This window comes from Streptomyces sp. NPDC021225 (assembly GCF_044332865.1).
Lineage (GTDB): Bacteria > Actinomycetota > Actinomycetes > Streptomycetales > Streptomycetaceae > Streptomyces.
Genome location: NZ_JBIRPV010000015.1, coordinates 52,232 through 70,588, shown reverse-complemented (window position 1 = coordinate 70,588; position 18,357 = coordinate 52,232). Strand labels below are relative to the sequence as shown.

Here is an 18,357-nt window from a genome sequence, read left to right as displayed (position 1 = left end):
GCATGTAAAATTGCAACTAGATGTTCTTGATTATGCATGGGGGTGTGATGGCCGACAACCGAGAACCCGTGGACGACGTCGAGCGGGCCATGGTCGCCATCCGGCGCAGCCAGAGCAGGCGCTCGCTGGCGCGGCTCGCCGATGGCGCGGCGGCGAAGGGCGCCGCCTTCGACGTACTGGACGCGATCGAGGCGGCGGAGCAGAGCGGCGCGCCGGCCACGGTCTCCGATGTCGCCGCCGCCCTGGCCGTCGACCAGCCCCGCGCCAGCAAGCTGGTCGCGGGGGCGGTCGGGGCCGGGCTGGTGCGGCGGGAGGCCGACCAGGCCGACGGGCGGCGCGCCCTGCTGGTCATGACCGAGGCGGGGCGCGCCATGACGGACGAGGTCCGGCGGTTCCGGCGGTCCGTGTTCGCGGAGGCGATGGCCGACTGGCCGGAGGCGGACCGGACCGAGTTCGCGCGGCTGCTCACGGACTTCGTCGGCGCGCTCGGCAGGCGGCGCTGAGCGGAGAGCGGAGGAAAGCCGGGCGTCAGCAGGTCGTGGGCGTGGCGTGTTCCGGGTCGAGGGCGTTGGCCGCTTCATGGAAGGCGACCCGGTCGGTCATGGCGATGGTGACGTGCTCGGACAGATCGCTCGGACACAGGTCCTGGACCACGACGTTCTTGACGTCGGACCCGGTCAGGAACTGGGCGCGGTAGGGCGTGGCCACCTCGTCGTACTTGGTGGAGATGACGATGTAGCGCACTCCGGGGACGGTGTCGCCGCCCTCGTTGAGACGCGTGAGGAAGTCCGACCCGACCACCTGGTCCGTCAGCCCGGGCGTGTGCCTGGCGAGGACGTCCGCCGCGCCCGGGAAGTAGTCGAGCAGCCTGGTGAGCCCGGACAGGGTGGTCCCGTGGTTGGTGGGCGCGATCCCGACCAGCGCGTTCACCTTGGCCGCGCCGCCGAGGAACTTCAGGTAGTAGCGGGGCATCATCCCGCCCTGGGAGTGGCCGACGATATCGGCCTTGGCCGCGCCGGTGGCGGTGCGCACCCGGTCGACGTAGGCGGACAGCTGCTGCGCCGACTCGTCGATCGGGCCGAGGCCGTAGAAGACGGGCACGCCGGGCAGCTTGCCGTAGTCGAGGGAGAAGACGCAGTAGCCGCGGTCGACCAGGTACGGGGCGAAGCCGAGCCAGTTGTCGACCGAGTTGCCGAGGGTGCCGTGCACGAGGACGACGGGGCGGGGGTGCTGGGCGGACGGCTTGCACGAGTAGTCGTTCCAGCCACTGCTCGTCGCGCTCTGCGCGGCGGCGGTGTCGCCGGGCGCGGCGGTCGCGGCGGCGGGCGCCATCGCCGCCGCGACCGCCAGGGCCAGGGCGGGCAGTGACCTACGGAGCGAACGGATACGCCTCCAGTGCAACATCACATGAACTCCTCGCAGGTGGGGGAGAGTTGCGCTGACTGTGCGCTCTGCGATCCGGATCACAGGGGTGTCGCGTCCGCCTAAATTACGCGCGAGTAGCAAACGCATCCAGCCGTCCGCCGGTGAAGAAACCCTCACCCATTCCCTACGGAACGTCCAGGAACGCGGTGATGACGGAGGCCGTGTCGGAGGCTGTGTCGGAGGGCTGGCGTACAGTCGAAGGCACGTGATCAAGCGGCGCGACTGGGGGACACTGATGAGTCCGGAGGACCTGGTGGAGGTCTCGTCCGAGGCCGAGCTGCGGGAGCTGGTCGGCGAGCCCAACGAGCAGGCGGCCAACAAGTCCCGCCCCGCGCTGCACGAGCTGGACCGGCGGTGGCTGGCCCGGTCGCCGTTCTGTCTGATCGCCACCTCGGACGCCGAGGGGCGGTGCGACGTCTCCCCCAAGGGCGACCCCGCCGGCTTCACGCTCGTGCTCGACGACACGACCATCGCGATCCCGGACCGCCCGGGCAACAAGCGGATGGACGGCTTTCGGAATGTGCTCGCCAATCCGCATGTCGGGCTGATCTATGTGCTGCCCGGGCGCGGAGACACGCTCCGGATCAACGGCCGGGCGCGGCTGCTCCGTGACGCCCCGTTCTTCGACGACATGGTGGTCAAGGGCAACCGCCCGCGGCTCGCCCTCCTCGTCGAGATCGAGGAGGTCTTCCACCACTGCACCAAGGCGTTTCTGCGCTCGGAGCTCTGGAAGCCGGAGACCTGGCGCCCGGACGAGATGCCGTCGAGGCCCCAGATCTGCAAGGCGCTCGAAAGGCCGGACGCCCCCCTGGAGTCGCTGGAGGAGTACTACGGCCCGCGCTACGCGGAGCGGCTCTACGGCTGAGACTTATCCCGTATGTGCGTACGGGCCAAGTCCTAGCCGAGGGTCCACTTCCCCGTGCGTTTGTCGTCGCGCGCTCCTGCCGCGATCTCCGTGTCGATGACCTTCGCCCCGATGGAGCAGCGACCCTCGTTCCTCACCAGGGGTCGAATCCCCCGGCCGGCCGTATCGCCCGCTCGCCGAAGCGGGCCCGCGCCCGGTCGACGGCGGCCTCGATACGGCGGGCCTTGTCGTCCGTGGGGTCGAATGTCAGCTGGTGGGAGGCCAGTTCGGCGGCGGTCAGCCCCTCGGCGCGCAGCGCCAGGGACCGCACCCGGGCCCGCTGTAGCCCGAGCGCGGCGTGCAGGGCGTACGCGGTGGCGGTCAGCGCCGGGGTGTGGGCGGTCGGCTCGGCCAGGGTCCGGCTGCGGGTGGTCGTGGAGCGGTCGGCGTATCGGACGGTGAGCGTGAGGGTGCGGGCGACCTGCCCGCTGGTGCGCAGCCGGGTGCCGAGCCGGTCCGCGAGGGTGAGCAGCGCGCGGCGTCTGCGCTCCGGGTTCAGCTCGTCGTGGCCGAAGCGGTGTTCGGCGGCCATGGAGCGGGCCGGGGCGTTCGGGGTGACGGGGACGGGGTCGATTCCGCGCGCCCAGTCGTGCACCCGGCGCGCGGTGGCCGCGCCGAGGATCCGGCGCAGGGTGGGCAGCGGCACAGCGGCGATCCGGGCGGCGCTGTCGAGGCCGTACGAGCACAGGGTGCGGGCGGTCGCCTGGCCGACGCCGGGCAGGGCGGTGGGGGGCTTGTCGGCGAGGAAGGCGGCGACCGCGTCCGGGTCGTCGGGGACGGTACGGACCGCGCCCGAGGAGCTTCCGGACCCGGCGCCGTGCGCGCCGGAGGGGCCGGGCGCGCCGGAGGGGCCGGGCGCGCCGGAGGGGCCGGGCGCGCCGCCGGACGACCGGCCGGATCGGCCGGGCCCGGCGGGCCCGCCGGGTCGGGTGTCCTGCGCGGCCATGCGGGCGAGCAGCGGGTTGGCGGCGACGCCGACGGTGCAGTCGACGCCGTACCGGGCCAGCGCCCGGACCCGTACGATCTCCGCCAGCCCGGCCGCGTCCCGGTCGAAGTAGCGCAGCGCGCCGGCGACATCGGCGAGCGCCGCGTCGGGCGGCACCGCCTCGACGACGGGGGTCACCTCGGCGAGCAGGGCGAGCAGGCCCTCGTAGGTGTCCGCGCCGATGGCCTCCGCCGCTCGCTCGGCGGGGTGGAAACACACATACAGCACATGCGGTTGCTCATTGCTCGGTCGGGGAGTCATCCCGCGCTCCCTGGGCTGGAGTGCCACAGCTTGCGGCCGGTGGCGGCCTGTTCGCCCGCGGGCCGGAGGTCGGCCCACGGGTGCATGGCGTAGCCGGTGGGCAGGTGGATGCGGCGCCCGGAGTCGCCGCCGGGCTCGCTCCCGGCTTCGGCCTCCGCGCCGGCCGGGGCCCCGGCGGGGGCACCGGGCTCGGGCTCCGCCCGGCCCGCGCCCGCGAGTTCGGCGGCGACCGCCTCCAGGCCGCCCTCGCGCCGGAGTTCGGCCAGCTCGGCGAGGTTCCAGACCGCCGAGCCCACGACGCTGAGGCTGCGCGGCCCGCGCCGCTGGACCACGCCGCGCACCAGCAGCAGCCAGGAGTGGAAGACGGTGTGCGCGCACGCGGCGTGGCTGTCGTCGAAGAAGGCGCAGTCGACCAGCCCCGTGCCGTCGTCGAGCGTGGTGAAGATGACGCGCCGCCCCGAGCGGATCGGCGGGGTCTGGGTGGCGGCCTTGGCCCCGGCGACCAGCACGGTCTCGCCGTGCCGCGCCTCGCGGAGCCGCTTGGCCGGGACCGCGCCCAGCTCCTCCAGGAAGGCCCCGTGGTCGCCCATCAGATGGCGCGAGACGTCCATGCCGAGGATGCCGAGCTCGGCGCCGAGGCGTTCGTCCGCGTCGAGGTCGGGCAGCCCGGCAGGGGCGGGCGGCGCGGTCTCGGCCAGCGGGAGCTGGCCCTCACCGGTGCCGTCGCGCCGGGCGCCCCGCTGCTGCCGGTGCAGTTCGGCGATCTGGAGCAGCAGGTCGCGGCGGCCGGTGCCGAACGCGTCCAACGCGCCGACCTGGGCGAGCCGTTCGGCGACCGGCCGCCCGGGGTGGGCGCGCCGCCACAGGTCCTGGAGCGAGGAGTACGGCTGCCCGGCCGCGATCCGCGCGGTTTCGGCCTCGCTGATGCCGTGGACGTCGCTCAGCGCGAGCCGGATCCCGAAGTCCGCGCCCGTCGCCCGGGCCGACCGCCCGGCCGGATCCCCGCCTGACCCTCCATTACCAGACATCAGTTCGATTCGATAATCCGCGCCCGACCGGTTCACATCCAGCGGCAGAATCGGCACCCCGCGCCGCCGCGCGTCCGCCAGCAGCAGCCGCTTCGGGTACATCCCGGGGTCGTGGGTGAGCACCCCCGCGTAGAAGGCCGCCGGGTGGTGCGCCTTGAGCCAGGCGGACTGGTAGGTCGGCACCGCGAAGGCCACGGCGTGCGCCTTGCAGAAGCCGTACGACCCGAACGCCTCCACGATCTCCCAGGTGCGCTCCAGCACCTCCGGCCGGTAGCCGCGGTTCGCCGCCTCCGCGTGGAACCAGGCCCGCACCCGCCCCTGCCGCTCGGGGTTGGACAGCGCGCGCCGCGCCTCGTCGGCGAGGTCCCGCTCGCAGCCGGTCATGATCGACAGGATCTTGATGATCTGCTCGTGGAAGACGACCACGCCATAGGTCTCGCGCAGCGCGTCCTCCAGGTCCGGATGCGGATAGCGGGGCGGCTTGCGGCCGTGCCGCGCCTCGATGAAGGGGCGCACCATGTCGGCCGCGACCGGGCCGGGACGGAACAGCGAGATGTCGACCACGAGGTCGTGGAAGGAGGTGGGCTGAAGCCGGCCGAGGAGATCGCGCTGGCCGGGCGACTCGATCTGGAAGCAGCCCAGCGTCTCGGTGGAGCGGATCAGGTCGTAGGTCGCCGGGTCGTTCGGCCGCACCACCTCGGGGTCGTCCAGGTCCAGCGGCCGGCCCGTGGCCCGCGCCACCTCCGCGGCCGCGTGCGCCATCGAGGACTGCATCCGCACCCCGAGGACATCGAGCTTGAGCAGCCCGAGATCCTCGACGTCGTCCTTGTCGAACTGCGACATGGGGAAGCCCTCGCCGCTGGTGGGCACGACGGGCGTACGGGCCCGCAGCCCGGCGTCGGAGAGCAGCACCCCGCAGGGGTGCATGGCGATGCCGCGGGGCAGCCCGTCCAGCGCCTCGACCAGCTCCCAGAGCCTGCCGTAACGTTCCTGCTCGGCGGCCACCGCGCGCAGCTCGGGCAGTTCGGCGAGCGCCGCGCGCGCGTCGCGGGCGCGAATGTGCGGGAAGGACTTGGCGAGCCGGTCCACCTCGGCCGGGTCCATACCGAGGGCCGCGCCCACGTCCCGTACGGCGTGGCGCACCCGGTAGGTCTCGGGCATCGAGACGGTCGCGACCCGCTCCGCCCCGAAGCGGTCGAAGATCGCGCGGTAGACCTCCAGGCGGCGCGCGGACTCGACGTCGATGTCGATGTCGGGCAGCGCGGCCCGCCGCACCGACAGGAAGCGCTCCATCAGCAGGCCGTTCGCGACGGGGTCGGCGTGCGCGATGCCGAGCAGGTGGTTGACGAACGAGCCCGCGCCCGAGCCGCGGGCGGCCACCCGGATGCCGAGCGTGCGGGTGTCGTCGACGACCTGGGCGACGGTGAGGAAGTACGAGGCGAAGCCGAGCCGCTCGATGGTGCGCAGCTCGTTCTCCAGCCGCCCCCACCGCTCGTGGTCGCGGTCGTAGCCGCGCAGCACCATGGCGGCGTCGCAGCGCGAGCGCAGCACCCGCTCGGCGCTCCGGTGCCCGGCCCCGACCAGATGCGGCTCGGGGAAGTGGATGCTGCCGAGGCCGATGTGGTCCTCGGGGTCGACGCGGCACTCGGCGGCGGTGCGCTCGGTCTCCTCCAGCAGCCGGTACGCGGCGTCCCGCCGCCCTCCCGCGGCCTCCGCGATCTTCTCGGCGATCCGCGCCATGTCCCGCGGGCCCTTGAGCCAGCGCTCGCCGCTGTCGAGCGCCGCGGGGTCGCGCGGGTCGATCGGGACCAGCCTGCGGGCGGCGTCCAGCACATCGGCGACCGGGCCCTGCTCCGGGTCGGCGTACCGTACGGCGTTGCTCAGCACGGCCCGTACGCCCTGGTCGGCGGCGAAGCCGACGGTACGGGCGGCGAGCCGCAGCGAGCCGGGGCCGGTGCCGGTACGGCCGTGCCACACGGCCTCCAGGCGCAGCGCGTCGCCGAACAGCTCGCGCCAGGGGGCGATCAGCTGCTCGGCCCGGTCGGGGCGCCCGGCGGCCAGGGCCCGGCCGACGTCGGAGTCCGGGCCGAGGAGCACGGTGAGCGGGGCGAGGGCGGTGGCGCCGCCGCCGCTTTCGAGGTCCGGCCAGTGCAGCAGGGGGTGCGCGGCGCCGCCCGGGCGGGCTCCCGCGTGGGCTTCGGTATGGATTCCCGCGCGGGTTTCCGCGTGCGCGGCGGAGACCAGCCCGCACAGCGCGGCCCAGCCTGCCGCGCCGTCCCGCGCGAGGAACACCGCGCGGGGCGCGGACTCGTCGATGAACGCCCCGCCGCGCACCGGCGTGCGCCGCCGGACCGTACGCCCCGGCTCCGGGGACCGCGCCAGTACGGCGAGGTCCACCCCGAAGAGCGGCCGCACCCCTGCGGCCGCGCTCGCCTTGGCGAACCGGACCGCCCCGGCGAGGCCGTCGCGGTCGGTCAGCGCGATCGCGTCCATGTCGCGCTCGGCGGCACGCTGAGCCAGCCGCTCCGGGTGGGCGGCCCCGTACCGCATGGAGAACCCGGAGGCGGTGTGCAGATGCGTGAACCCTGGCATCCACACCTCCCACTGCTGTGTCGCACCCCCTGCCGTCCCTGCTCACCACGCGGCGGAGCCGCACGAGTGCAGCCCCCGGCCCCACCTTAAACCAATTCTCGAACACTCGTGCGAAATGGAGCGCCTCCCGCGTGACCTGCGGAAATGACACCTCTCCCCTTTCACCATAAAGGACTTAAACCCCAATAACCCCATAACGCGCAATGGCTTGCCCATACCGGCCCGGTGGCCGACCGCGTAAGGTCACCGCCATGACCGACCGACCCGGCAACCCCACGGAATCCGGTGACGGCAGCCTGCTCGGCCTGCTGCGGGAGCAGCGCACCGGCGCGCTCGTCACCCTCAAGCGCGACGGCCGCCCCCAGCTGTCGAATGTCGCCTTCGCCTACGACCCCGCGGCGCACCTCATCCGCATCTCGGTCACCGACGGCCGCGCCAAGACCCGCAATCTGCGCCGTGATCCGCGCGCGAGCTTCTACGTCACCAGCGGTGACCGCTACTCCTACCTGGTCGCCGAGGGAGACGCCGAGCTGACCCCGGTCGCGGCCGACCCCCACGACGCCACCGCCGACGAGCTGGTCGAGGTCTACCGCGCCGTCGCGGGCGAGCACCCGGACTGGGAGGAGTTCCGCGCGGCGATGGTCGCCGAGGGGCGGCTGGTGGTCCGGCTGCGGGCCCAGCGGGCGTACGGGTGGGGCCGGGAGAGCGGCCCGCTGAGCGGCCCGGTCGGCGGCTAGCCCACGGCCGGGGGCTTGAGCCTGCGGCGGACTCCCCTCCCCGCCCCTTCCCACAACCGGGGCTCTGCCCCAGGGCCCAGGGTCCGGGGGCCGGAAGCCCCCGCCCCGCGGCGGAGCCGCGCATCGGCTGGAACCGGGAAGGGGCGGGGAGGGAAAAATCCGCCGCCCTACGGGCGCAGGATGAGCTTGCCCCGGGTGTGACCGGTCTCGCTCTGCTCGTGGGCCTTCGCGGCGTCGGCGAGCGGGAAGCTCTGGGCGATGAGCAACCGCAACCGGCCGGCGGCGGCGAGTCGGGCGTGGTCGGCGAGGGCCTCGGCGGAGCGGTCGCCGCCTCCGGAGAAGGTGACACCGAGATCCGCGGCCTGGATGTCGGCGATGGTGACGATGCGGTCGGTCGTGCCGCCGCGCAGCTCGATCGACACGGGCAGGGCGCCTTGACCCGCCGCGTCGTAGACGGCGTCGATGCCGCCCGGGGCGGCGGCGCGGACCCGGTCCGCGAGACCCTCGCCGTAGGCGACGGGGATGGCGCCGAGCGAGCGCAGATAGTCGTGGTTGGCGGGCGAGGCGGTGCCGATGACGGTGGCGCCCCGGGCCACGGCGAGCTGGACGCCGACTGCCCCGACCACGCCGGCGGCCCCGTGCAGCAGCAGGGTCTCGCCGTCCGTCAACTGGAGGAGGTCGAGGACGCGCGCCGAGGTCTCGGCGGCCACGGGCAGCGCGGCGGCGGACTCCCAGTCGAGGTCGGCCGGTTTGGGGGCGACGACGGTGGCCAGGGCGTATGTGGCGTAGGACCCGGTGTCGGTCCAGCCCAGCACCTCGTCGCCCACGGACAGTCCGGTGACCCCGGCACCGACCTCGTCGACGACCCCGGACGCCTCCTGGCCGGGGATCGCCGGGAACTCGGCGGGGCCCATCTGGGGCATCCAGCCACGGCGGATCTTGTAGTCGAGGGGGTTCACGGCCGCGGCCATGACCTTCAGCCGGACCTGCCCGGGGCCCGGGTGCGGCTCCGCCATCTCCTTGAGCCGCAGCACCTCGGGGCCGCCGTACTCCTCGTAGACGATCGCCTTCATATCTCTCACTCCAGGAATTCGCGGATTCGGATCAGGATTCGGATCAACAACTCCATGCTCGGACCTGGCCGAAAGACCAGGCAGGACACGGAGCGTGCTGATGACGCCGGCGGCCATGGGCCTCACCGCCGCAGTGGAGGTGCGCAAGGCGCCCCCCGACCAGATTCCGCCGCGCCTGCCCGCCGCGCTCGCCGAGGCGATTCCGCACCGCGCGCGGTGGCCGAGCCGTCCAGCGATCTGGCCGCCGCGCACCGGGAGTGGACGGCCTCGGAGGCCGTGCCGGGGCCGCTGGTCCAGTCGCGGGCGGTGGCCCCGGCGCAGACCGTGCCCTGCTCGGCGTGTTGCGCAGGCGCGAGCCGGACGACCCCACCGCCCGGGCCCGGGCGGTCGACCCGGCCGACGCCGCCCCGGTGGATTCCGGTCGAGCCGATCCGGCCGGGGCCGGACCCCCGCCACGCGGTCCCGGCCAGGCCACCTTCGCGCGCTCCCGGGGAACGCGCTTCCCCCGCGCAACAATGAGCCACCGAATGATTACGTGTTGCGACCGGAACTGATCGATCGGCGTGCGTCCCTGACATGCATCGCACAAGACTCCGTCCGGTATCCGCAACCACGAGCAAGGGAGTGTTCGAAATGCGGAAAACCGCAGGGGCGATCGCTCTGGGCGCCGCCCTGACCTTCAGCAGCGTGGTGGGAACGGGAGCCGGCGGCGTCGCGAGCGCCGCGCCCGCACAGCCGAGGAGTCAGTACCCGCCCTCGGCGCTGGTGCTCAGCTACGCGGAGGGGGAGGACTCGGGCTCGGCCCCGGTGCGCCGCGCGGTGACGCTGAGCTGTGCCCCCGCCCCGACCGGCACCCATCCGACGGCCCGTCGGGCCTGCGCCGAACTGCGCGCGGTCGAGGGTTCGTTCCGGGCCCTGACGGCCAGGACAGAGTCCGGCCGGATCTGCACGCGGGAGTGGCGCCCGGTCACCGTCACCGCGGAGGGGGTCTGGGAGGGCAGCCGGGTCTGGTACGAGCACACCTTCCCGAACCCCTGCTTCAAGAACGCCGTCCGGAGCCAGGTGTTCGAGTTCTGAGCGCGTTCAGTGCTCCGGCGGGGCCCCGGACACCATCGCGGTGTCCGGGGCCCCGCCCCGTCAGCCCGTCGGCCCGTCAGCCGATCTCGGCTCCGTACGTCTGGAGCGCCTCCGGAACCGGCTGGAAGAAGGTCTCGCCGCCCGAGGAGCAGTCGCCGCTGCCGCCCGAGGTCAGCCCCAGCGCGGTGTCGTCCGCGAACAGCGAGCCGCCGCTGTCGCCGGGCTCCGCGCACACGGTGGTCTGGATCAGCCCCTCGACCGTGCCCTCCTGGTAGTTGACCGTCGCGTCGAGGGCGGTGACCTCACCGTCGTGCACCTGGGTCGTGCTGCCGCTGCGCCGCACCTGCTGGCCGACCGTCGCCTCGCCGGCCTTGGTGATGGCCTGCGTGCCGCCGTCGTAGAGGTCCACCTCGCTCGGGTGCGCGGTCTCACCGGTGTACTTGACCAGGCCGTAGTCGTTGCCGGGGAAGCTGCTGCCCGCGTTGGCGCCGATCTCCGCGCCGCCCTGCGTTTCCGACCAGCTGCTGATCGCCTCGGTGCAGTGACCGGCGGTCAGGAAGTACGGCTCGCCGTCCTTGACGACGTTGAAGCCCAGCGAGCAGCGCCCGCCCTGGCCCCAGATGGCGTCGCCGCCCGCGATGAACGTCCGGTACGTCCCGGCCGAACGCCTCACCTCGACCTTGTCGCCGAGCCCGTCGGCCACCTCGTTCAGCCGGTCGAGACGGGCTCCGCGGACCGTGCTGTCCGCCGTGACGACGACCTTGTCGGTCCGTGGGTCGACCGACCACGCGGTGCCGGGGATGGCCGCCTTGTTCTTCAGTACCGCGCGCGCCTCGCCGAGCTGCGCCAGCGAGTACTTGACCACTCTGGCCTCGGCCCCGGCCGCGCGGACCCGGCCCGCGGCCGCCTGGTCCAGGACGTTGACCACCAGCTTCTTCGCTTCGGCGTCGTAGTACGCCCCGGCCGCGCCGCCCTCGAGGGCGGAGGTCAGGGCGGCCGCCGTCTTCCCGGCCTCGGCGGCGGAGAGCGAGGAGGGGGGCGGCGGCGGGGTGGGGGCGGCGTTGGCGGTCTGTAGGGAGAGGGCCCCGGTGGTGAGGGCGACGGCGGCGGTGACGGTGACGGCCACGCGGCGCCGGGATATGCGTCGGTGCTTCAACTCAGGCCTCCTGTGGGGGGTTGGGCCCGGCGGTGAGGTACGACGGGCCCGGAGGACTCATGGCACAGGCGCGCCTGCCCGCATGGGGGCGCGTCCATGCCAAATCGCGCCGATGAGTATTCCGGGGTGCGCGGGGCGCGTACAAGGTCGCGTACGCGTCGCGCGGAAGATCATGGAAATGCGCCCCTGGCGCGGGGAACGGCTGTGCGTGCGCACAGCCGTTCGCGGTCTCTCCGCGGCCCGCGGTCTCTCCCTCACCCGCCCCTTACCGGACCAGGGGCTTCGCCCCCGGCGCCATCGCAGGGGCCGGCTTCGGCCGGTCGCGGCCTCGGGGCGTCAGCTACCGGACGGCCACTGGAGACGGGGCTCGGGCGCCTCGACCGGCTCGGGTGCGCCAGTGGAGGACGCCGGCGCACCGGTGGACGCCTCGCCGGCGGGCAGGCTCGCGGCCTGGTGTTCCGGGGGTGGCGGGGGGCCGTCGGGGTGGGGCGGCTCCGGGCGCCGTTCGAGGAACCGCAGCAGCTCCACGGGGATGGGCAGCACCAGCGTGGAGTTCTTCTCGGCGGCCACCGCCATCACGGTCTGGAGCAGCCGAAGCTGTAGCGCGGACGGCGTGGCGGACATCTGCTCGGCCGCCTGCGCCAGCTTCTTCGACGCCTGAAGCTCCGCGTCCGCGTTGATGACGCGGGCCCGCCGCTCCCGGTCGGCCTCGGCCTGGCGGGCCATCGAGCGCTTCATGGTCTCCGGCAGCGAGACGTCCTTGATCTCCACCCGGTCGATATGCACGCCCCACCCCACGGCCGGGCTGTCGATCATGAGCTCCAGGCCCTGGTTGAGCTTCTCGCGGTTGGACAGCAGATCGTCCAGGTCGCTCTTGCCGATGATCGAGCGCAGCGAGGTCTGGGCCATCTGGGAGACCGCGAAGCGGTAGTCCTCGACCTGGATGATCGCCTCCGCCGGGTCCACGACCTTGAAGTAGACAACCGCGTCGACCCGCACGGTCACATTGTCCCGGGTGATGCCCTCCTGGGCGGGCACGGGCATGGTCACGATCTGCATGTTCACCTTGCGGAGCCGATCGAAGCCCGGAGCGATCATCGTGAACCCGGGGGGACGGATCGCCGACCGCAGCCGGCCGAGCCGGAAGACCACGCCCCGCTCGTACTGCTTGACCACGCGCGCCGCCGCCATCGCGTAGACGGCCCCACACGAGACCACGACCGCGCCTGCTGCCACAAGCTCCTCGACCATCACGGCCACCTGCCTGCCGTATCGCGAGCAATGCCCCGTCCGGAGCGCTGTTGTCCACGATAGTCCCCATATCGACGCACCGGGGAGGGGGCACGCAGGAACCCCCGCCCGGCGGGCCGGGCGGGGGTCACGGGGCTCAGCCGGAGGACCGGCCGCGGGTCGGTACCGAGCGTGGGGTTCGGTACCGGCCGTGGATCAGTAGACGCTCACTCCGTAGGCGTTCAGCGCCTCGACGACCGGCTGGAAGAAGGTCGTGCCGCCGGAGGTGCAGTTGCCGCTGCCGCCGGAGGTGAGGCCGAGGGCGGTGGAGCCGGCGTACAGCGGGCCGCCGCTGTCGCCGGGCTCGGCGCACACGGTGGTCTGGATCATGCCGTAGACGATGTCACCGTTGCCGTAGTTCACGGTGGCGTTCAGCGCGGTGACCCGCCCGCTGTGGGTGCCGGTGGTGGAGCCGCGCCGGGTGACCGTCTGGCCCACGGTGGGGTTGGCGGCGCTGGTGATGTCCTGGCCGCCGACGGTGCCCTCGGGGGTCACCGAGCCGCTGTACCGGACCAGCCCGTAGTCGTTGGTCGGGAAGCTGGAGCCGGCCGTCGGGCCGATGGTCGTGGTGTGACCGGAGTTCGACCACCAGGTGCCCGCACCGTCGGTGCAGTGACCGGCGGTGACGAAGTAGTTGGCTCCGCTGCTGTTGCGCACGTTGAAGCCGAGGGAGCAGCGCCAGCTACTCGCGTAGATCGCGTCTCCGCCGGAGATCAGCTTGTTGATCTTGCCCGGGGTGCGCTTGACCTCGATGGCGTCGGCGTTCGCGCCGGCGGTGCTCTTGATCTTGGATATCTCGGCCTGCGAGACGGTGCTGTCGGCGGTGACGACAAGAGTGTTGGTCGCCTTGTCGACATACCAGGCGGTGCCCGCGACATCGGCCTCGAGGACGGCGCTGCCGGCCGCCTTCGCCTCGGCCGCGGTGAACTTGGGGGTCGCGTCGTTACCGGCATAGGCGGCGGGCGCGGCGAGCGCCGTGCCGGCCACCAGGGCCGAGGTGGCGGCGAGCAGCCCGAGGCGTCTCGCGTGCTTGTTGTGGGGGGCGTTGCGCTTGATCCTCAACTCTTCCTCCGCAGGAATCGGGGGTCCGCTTGGGTGGGCAGGCCCGTGAGGCGCAGTCATCGAGCACGTCGACCCGGGTTTCCGACGTGCCCCTGACAAGCGCTTCCGGAAGTATTCGTGGAGTCAACCGCAGCGCGCAAGAGGACAATTGAAAAAGTCACCGGCACAAGTCGCATGGCCCCGGCGGCTTCCGGCCACCGGGGCTGTGCACCCATCCCCTCGGGTACCTGGTACGACGAGTGATCGGGGGATCAGGTTCCACTCCGGGCCCACGACTTCGCCCCGGGACGCGCGAGCCCCAGATGTTCGCGCAGCGTGGTGCCCTCGTACCGGGTCCGGAACGCACCGCGCTCCTGGAGCAGCGGGACGACGCGGTCGACGAACTCGTCGAGCCCGCCGGGGGTCAGATGCGGCACGAGGATGAAGCCGTCGGCGGCCCCGGCCCGTACGAAAGCGGCCATCTCCTCGGCGACCGCCTCCGGGGTGCCGATGAAGGACTGCCGTCCGGTGACCTCGATGACGGTCTGCCGGATGGACAGCCCCTTCTCCTCCGAGAGCGCCCGCCACTTGGCGGCCAGGGCGAGCGGATCGCCGTGGCGCACCCGGCCCTGGACGATCCCGGAGTCGGGGTCCGGGTCGATGTCCGGGAGCGGCCCGTCCGGGTCGTATCCGGACAGATCGACGCCCCAGATCTGCTCCAGGGCGAGGATCGCGGTCTGCGGGGAGACCTGCTGCCGGCGGATCTCGGCGGCCTTCTCCCGGGCCTCGGCCGCGGTGTCGCCGAGCACGAAGGTCACCCCGGGCATGATCTTCAGGTCCTGGTGAGCGCGGCCGTAGCGGGCCAGCCGCCGCTTGACGTCGGCGTAGAAGGCGCGGCCGGCCGCCGACGTGCCGTGCCGGGTGAAGATGATGTCGGCGGCGGACGCGGCGAACTCGCGGCCCTCGTCGGAGTCCCCGGCCTGGATGACCACGGGGTGGCCCTGGGGGCCGCGCGGCACCGCGAACCGGCCCGAGATCCGGAACTGCGGCCCGGTGTGGACGACGGTGCCGGGGGCGCCGCCGTCCGGCCAGGAGTCCCACAGCTCGCGCGCCGTGGCGACGAACTCGGCGGCCCGGGTGTAGCGGTCGGCCCGGTCCAGATAGCCGCCGCGCCGGAAGTTCTCGCCGGTGAAGGCGTCGGATGAGGTCACCACGTTCCAGGCGGCGCGGCCGCCGCTGAGGTGGTCGAGCGAGGCCAGCCGGCGGGCGAGTTCGTACGGCTCGTTGAAGGTCGCGTTGACGGTGGCGGCCAGGCCCAGCCGCTCGGTCACGGCGGCCAGCGCGTTCAGCACCGTGATCGACTCCGGGCGGCCGACCACGTCGAGGTCGTGGATGCGCCCGTTGTGCTCGCGCAGCCGCAGCCCCTCGGCGAGGAAGAAGAAGTCGAACAGACCGCGCTCGGCGGTGCGCGCCAGGTGCTCGAAGGAGGAGAACTCGATCTGGCTCCTGGACCGAGGATCAGCCCAGACGGTGGTGTTGTTGACGCCGGGGAAGTGCGCGGCCAGGTGCATCGTGTGCGCCGTCCCGTCGCTCAGCGTCATCGGGCTGCCTCCCTCGGCTGTGCGTACCGGTTGGCCGGGCGGGTCAGGCCCAGGTGGTCGCGGAGTGTGGTGCCCGGGTAGAAGGTGCGGAAGAGTCCGCGGTGCTGAAGCAGGGCCACCGTGCCGTTGACGAACCGCTCCAGGTCGCGGCGCGGTACGGCGGGGGTGATGTGGAAGCCGTCCGCGGCCCCCGCGCCGTGCCAGCGCGCGATCAGCTCCGCGAGGTCGACCGGGCCCCCGCGGTACAGCGGAAGCCCGTCCGCCCGCGCCGCGAGCGGGCCGCTGGGCGGGGGCAGTTCGGCGGCCGGCTCGCCGTCGGACAGGTCGACCGCGACGGCGGCGAGCACGGTGAGCGCGTCCTCGTCGCGGCCGTACCCCGCGGCGCGCCGCCGCAGCTCCTCGCGGATCACGCGGGCCGCCTCCGGGCCGGTGGCCTTGACATACGCCACATCGGCGTGGCGGGCCGCGGTCGGCCGGGCCACGGGGTCGGTGGCGTCGACCGCGACGACCGGGTGGCCCTGCGGCGGCCTGGGCACGATGGACGGGCCGCGCACGCTGAACCGGGCGGACTCGAAGTCGATGTAGTGCAGCTTGTCGCGGTCGATGAAGCGGCCCGTGGCCACGTCGCGGATCTCGGCGTCGTCCTCCCAGCTGTCCCACAGCCGGGCGGCTACGTCCGCGACCTCCCCGGCCTCCTCCCACAGCTCCTCGGCGGGGGCCGCGGCCCGGCGGCCGATCAGCCGGGCCTCCGCCCCGGTCGTCGACACCTCGGCCCGCCAGCCCGCCCGGCCGCGGCTGACCCAGTCCAGGGTGGCCACGGCGCAGGAGAGGTGGAACGGCTCGGTGTGGGTGGTGGTGACGGTCGGCACCAGGCCGATCCGCCCGGTGTCGGGCGCCACGCGGGAGAGCACCGCGAGCGCGTCGAGCCTGCCCCGCCCCTCCCCCGGCGGACCCAGCGAGTCGTCCAGGGTGACGAAGTCGAGCCTGCCGCGCTCGGCGAGGCGCGCGAGCTCGACGAAGTACGGCGCCCGGTACTGCCCGGTGCCGTCGATGGCGGCGGCCAGGTGGAGCAGCCGGGGCCGGGGCGCGGGGCGCGGTTCGGGGGATGGCTGGGATGCGGCCATGGTCAGGGGCCTTCCTGGGGGGCGTCGAGGATGCGGTGGGCGCGCGCTCAGGCGGTGAGCTGGGCGGCGTGGTGTGGCGAGAGGGGGCGGAGCAGTGACAGCAGGGCGCGCGCCGTCGCGTCGTTCTGGCGGAAGGCGGGCGCGTTCGTACGGGGCCGGGCGAAGCCCCCGGAGGCGCGGGCGTCGGTGTGCGGGCCGAGCGCGAAGCGGCGCGGGTGGGGGCGGCCGGCCCGGTCCAGGATCCGGGCGTCGTCGGGGCTGACGGCGAGCAGCCCGGCCGGGGTTGCGGCCGCGCCGTCCCGGTGCAGCGAACGCAGCAGCGGGTCGCGGCTGCGGTTCACGGTCGGCTCGGGCAGCCGGGCCTCGACCAGCGCGCGGGCTTCCACCCCAGGGCCCGGCACCCCGGCGCCGCTCGCCCGGAAGACCTTGCGCAGCGGGTCGGGGGCGACCCGCGTCTCCGGGCCGAGGAAGCGCACCACGCCGGCGCGGGAGAGCGCGAGCAGTTGGCGCAGCCGGGGGCCCGGCGGGCCGGAGGCGAGATAGCTGAAGAAGCCGTGCCACTGGCCGCCGATGTCGCCGAGCCTGATCAGCTGGCCGTATACGGACAGCAGGGCGTGGAACACCGCGAGGTCGGGGCTGTGCGCGGGGTCGTGGCGGCGGGCGAGGTCGGCCTCGATGTGCGCGCGCAGATCCCGCTGGAGGGCCTCGTGGCCGTCGAACCGCCGCCCGGCCAGGGGCCGGTCGAGGGCGTCGAGGTCGAGCCGGTCCGCCGGGTCGGGGACGGCGGCAGCGGCCAGGGCGAGCAGTTCGGGGCCGCCGGGCGGGCAGGCGGCGTATGTCTCCTCGAAGTCGGGCCAGGACATGGCCGTGCGCTCCGGATGGGCGGTGAACAGCCGGTGGTAGTGGGCGAAGCCCAGCTCCTTGGCGATCAGCGGCAAGATGTCGCGGCGGTAGTCGGGGCGGCCGGGGCGCCGCAGCAACTCCTCGACCTGGGCCGGCCCGAAGAAGCGGGGCAGCGGCGAGCGTTCGCCCCACCACCGGTAACCGATCTTGGAGCGGTACGGGACGCCGCGCCGCGAGCCGACGTGGAGCACGGGCTCGCGGCCGGAGGGCCGGTACGTCAGCTCCCCGGCACCGTCGCCCCGCTCGTCGTAGCGCCCGCCGCGCCCCTCGGTGAGCAGCACCATCAGGTCGATGAAGGCGAGCCCGAAGCCGCGCACGATGACCGGCTCGCCGGGGCGCAGCCGGCTCAGATCGCTGTCGGCGGTGAACTCCGGGGGCAGGTGCACGAGTCCGTGTTCGGCGGCGAAGGCGGTGAGCGCCCGCTGTTCCGGTTCGCGTTCGGCGTCGAGGTGGCCGAGGGCGAGCACCACGGCGTCGGCGGCGAGCGGGGTGGCCCGCCCCTCCAGCCACACCTGCTGCACACCGTCGCGCGGTCCGGTGATCCGTACGGCGCGGCACTGGTGCCGGTGGACCGTGACGGCGGGCGGCAGGGCGGCCACCGACCGCTCGTATGCCCAGGCCAGATAGGCGCCCTGGAGCCTTCTGCTGGCGAAGCCGCCGCCGGTCAGCGCGGCGGCCTCGGCGGCGAGTTCGGAGGACAGCTCGGGGGCGGGGCCGTCGGGGAGCGCCCCGGAGCGGACGTGCTCCGCCCACTCGGCGAGGGAGGGGCCGGGGCGGAGCGGCCCCTCGCACTCGACGGTGTCGTCCGTGAACAGGGTGACGTCCTCGGCGATGGAGTTCATCCAGAGCAGCGGGGACTGGTCCGGGCGCCAGATCCGGCCGCCGCCGGGCGGGTGCGGATCGACCAGGTGCAGATCGAGCGGGGCCGTGGCGCCGTACAGCTCGGGGGCGTTGGCGGCGAGGCGCTCCACGAGGCCGGTGCCGCGGGGGCCCATGCCGACGATCACTAGGGCGGGGGGTCGGGAGGAAGGCGAGTCCGGACGCACGGACATGCGGAAGGCTCCGTCGGTTCGTGAGTGAACACGCCACTGGCCTTCACACCCGGCCGCGCCCCTCAGCACGGCCTGTCGCCGAGGCTAAGCCGTCCCCACGACCCGTTG

The 18,357-nt window shown here is 73.7% G+C and carries 14 protein-coding genes; 4 read left to right on the top strand and 10 right to left on the bottom strand.

What is annotated here, in order from left to right:
• Nucleotides 1-47: 47 nt before the first annotated feature.
• Entirely contained in the window at nucleotides 48-503 is a 456-nt protein-coding gene (locus ACH4S9_RS40570; RefSeq protein ID WP_398376708.1) for a MarR family winged helix-turn-helix transcriptional regulator, read from the top strand.
• 25 nt (nucleotides 504-528) lie between these two features.
• Here ACH4S9_RS40570 and ACH4S9_RS40565 read toward each other — a convergent pair whose 3' ends face one another.
• The gene (locus ACH4S9_RS40565) at nucleotides 529-1,404 is read right to left on the bottom strand and encodes an esterase/lipase family protein (RefSeq protein WP_398376707.1); all 876 of its coding nucleotides are present in this window, start codon (nucleotides 1,402-1,404) and stop codon (nucleotides 529-531) included.
• Between the two features lie 256 nt (nucleotides 1,405-1,660).
• On the opposite strand from ACH4S9_RS40565, the gene ACH4S9_RS40560 reads away from it, so the two are divergent.
• Entirely contained in the window at nucleotides 1,661-2,290 is a 630-nt protein-coding gene (locus ACH4S9_RS40560) for a pyridoxamine 5'-phosphate oxidase family protein (protein ID WP_398376828.1), read from the top strand.
• Between the two features lie 133 nt (nucleotides 2,291-2,423).
• Here the strand turns inward: ACH4S9_RS40560 and ACH4S9_RS40555 are convergent, their stop codons facing one another.
• Both ACH4S9_RS40555 and ACH4S9_RS40550 read right to left on the bottom strand, forming a co-directional pair.
• Nucleotides 2,424-3,575, bottom strand: coding sequence for a DNA polymerase thumb domain-containing protein (locus tag ACH4S9_RS40555; RefSeq protein WP_398376706.1), 1,152 nt, complete (start codon nucleotides 3,573-3,575; stop codon nucleotides 2,424-2,426).
• Nucleotides 3,572-7,195: a DNA polymerase III subunit alpha gene (locus ACH4S9_RS40550; RefSeq protein ID WP_398376704.1), complete on the bottom strand. Its 3,624-nt coding sequence runs from the start codon at nucleotides 7,193-7,195 to the stop codon at nucleotides 3,572-3,574. The genes ACH4S9_RS40555 and ACH4S9_RS40550 overlap by 4 nt, the downstream gene beginning before the upstream one ends.
• Before the next feature lie 251 nt (nucleotides 7,196-7,446).
• Here ACH4S9_RS40550 and ACH4S9_RS40545 point away from each other — a divergent pair, with 251 nt between their 5' ends.
• Nucleotides 7,447-7,932, top strand: a complete 486-nt coding sequence (locus ACH4S9_RS40545) for a PPOX class F420-dependent oxidoreductase (RefSeq protein ID WP_311725096.1) — start codon at nucleotides 7,447-7,449, stop codon at nucleotides 7,930-7,932.
• Between the two features lie 167 nt (nucleotides 7,933-8,099).
• On the opposite strand, the gene ACH4S9_RS40540 is transcribed toward ACH4S9_RS40545, so the two are convergent.
• A complete protein-coding gene (locus ACH4S9_RS40540; RefSeq protein ID WP_311725095.1) occupies nucleotides 8,100-9,005 on the bottom strand; it encodes an NADP-dependent oxidoreductase in 906 nt (301 codons plus the stop codon).
• A gap of 633 nt (nucleotides 9,006-9,638) precedes the next feature.
• Here ACH4S9_RS40540 and ACH4S9_RS40535 point away from each other — a divergent pair.
• Entirely contained in the window at nucleotides 9,639-10,082 is a 444-nt protein-coding gene (locus ACH4S9_RS40535) for a subtilase-type protease inhibitor (RefSeq protein WP_398376703.1), read from the top strand.
• Nucleotides 10,083-10,158: 76 nt separating this feature from the next.
• On the opposite strand, the gene ACH4S9_RS40530 is transcribed toward ACH4S9_RS40535, so the two are convergent.
• The 6 genes from ACH4S9_RS40530 to ACH4S9_RS40505 all read right to left on the bottom strand — a co-directional run bounded on the left by ACH4S9_RS40530 (nucleotide 10,159) and on the right by ACH4S9_RS40505 (nucleotide 18,249).
• Nucleotides 10,159-11,238 carry a S1 family peptidase gene (locus ACH4S9_RS40530; protein ID WP_398376701.1) on the bottom strand — a complete coding sequence of 360 codons (1,080 nt, stop codon included), beginning with the start codon at nucleotides 11,236-11,238 and terminating at the stop codon, nucleotides 10,159-10,161.
• Nucleotides 11,239-11,574: 336 nt separating this feature from the next.
• Nucleotides 11,575-12,489, bottom strand: a complete 915-nt coding sequence (locus ACH4S9_RS40525) for a slipin family protein (protein WP_311725092.1) — start codon at nucleotides 12,487-12,489, stop codon at nucleotides 11,575-11,577.
• Between the two features lie 195 nt (nucleotides 12,490-12,684).
• Complete coding sequence (locus ACH4S9_RS40520) at nucleotides 12,685-13,590, bottom strand: S1 family peptidase (protein ID WP_311725091.1); 906 nt, start codon at nucleotides 13,588-13,590, stop codon at nucleotides 12,685-12,687.
• A gap of 251 nt (nucleotides 13,591-13,841) precedes the next feature.
• Nucleotides 13,842-15,170, bottom strand: a complete 1,329-nt coding sequence (locus ACH4S9_RS40515; protein ID WP_398376699.1) for an NtaA/DmoA family FMN-dependent monooxygenase — start codon at nucleotides 15,168-15,170, stop codon at nucleotides 13,842-13,844.
• Complete coding sequence (locus ACH4S9_RS40510) at nucleotides 15,167-16,294, bottom strand: LLM class flavin-dependent oxidoreductase (protein ID WP_398376698.1); 1,128 nt, start codon at nucleotides 16,292-16,294, stop codon at nucleotides 15,167-15,169. Before ACH4S9_RS40510 ends, ACH4S9_RS40515 begins: the two co-directional genes overlap by 4 nt.
• A 47-nt stretch (nucleotides 16,295-16,341) precedes the next feature.
• Nucleotides 16,342-18,249, bottom strand: a complete 1,908-nt coding sequence (locus ACH4S9_RS40505) for an FAD/NAD(P)-binding protein (RefSeq protein ID WP_398376697.1) — start codon at nucleotides 18,247-18,249, stop codon at nucleotides 16,342-16,344.
• Nucleotides 18,250-18,357: the final 108 nt, after the last annotated feature.

Coding starts and splice junctions, on each gene's coding strand:
- ACH4S9_RS40560 (WP_398376828.1), top strand. CDS start 1,661: ATGAGTCCGGAGGACCTGGTGGAGGTCTCGTCCGAGGCCGAGCTGCGG.
- ACH4S9_RS40515 (WP_398376699.1), bottom strand. CDS start 15,170: ATGACGCTGAGCGACGGGACGGCGCACACGATGCACCTGGCCGCGCAC.
- ACH4S9_RS40510 (WP_398376698.1), bottom strand. CDS start 16,294: ATGGCCGCATCCCAGCCATCCCCCGAACCGCGCCCCGCGCCCCGGCCC.
- ACH4S9_RS40570 (WP_398376708.1), top strand. CDS start 48: ATGGCCGACAACCGAGAACCCGTGGACGACGTCGAGCGGGCCATGGTC.
- ACH4S9_RS40535 (WP_398376703.1), top strand. CDS start 9,639: ATGCGGAAAACCGCAGGGGCGATCGCTCTGGGCGCCGCCCTGACCTTC.
- ACH4S9_RS40550 (WP_398376704.1), bottom strand. CDS start 7,195: ATGCCAGGGTTCACGCATCTGCACACCGCCTCCGGGTTCTCCATGCGG.
- ACH4S9_RS40540 (WP_311725095.1), bottom strand. CDS start 9,005: ATGAAGGCGATCGTCTACGAGGAGTACGGCGGCCCCGAGGTGCTGCGG.
- ACH4S9_RS40555 (WP_398376706.1), bottom strand. CDS start 3,575: ATGACTCCCCGACCGAGCAATGAGCAACCGCATGTGCTGTATGTGTGT.
- ACH4S9_RS40545 (WP_311725096.1), top strand. CDS start 7,447: ATGACCGACCGACCCGGCAACCCCACGGAATCCGGTGACGGCAGCCTG.
- ACH4S9_RS40525 (WP_311725092.1), bottom strand. CDS start 12,489: ATGGTCGAGGAGCTTGTGGCAGCAGGCGCGGTCGTGGTCTCGTGTGGG.
- ACH4S9_RS40565 (WP_398376707.1), bottom strand. CDS start 1,404: ATGTTGCACTGGAGGCGTATCCGTTCGCTCCGTAGGTCACTGCCCGCC.
- ACH4S9_RS40505 (WP_398376697.1), bottom strand. CDS start 18,249: ATGTCCGTGCGTCCGGACTCGCCTTCCTCCCGACCCCCCGCCCTAGTG.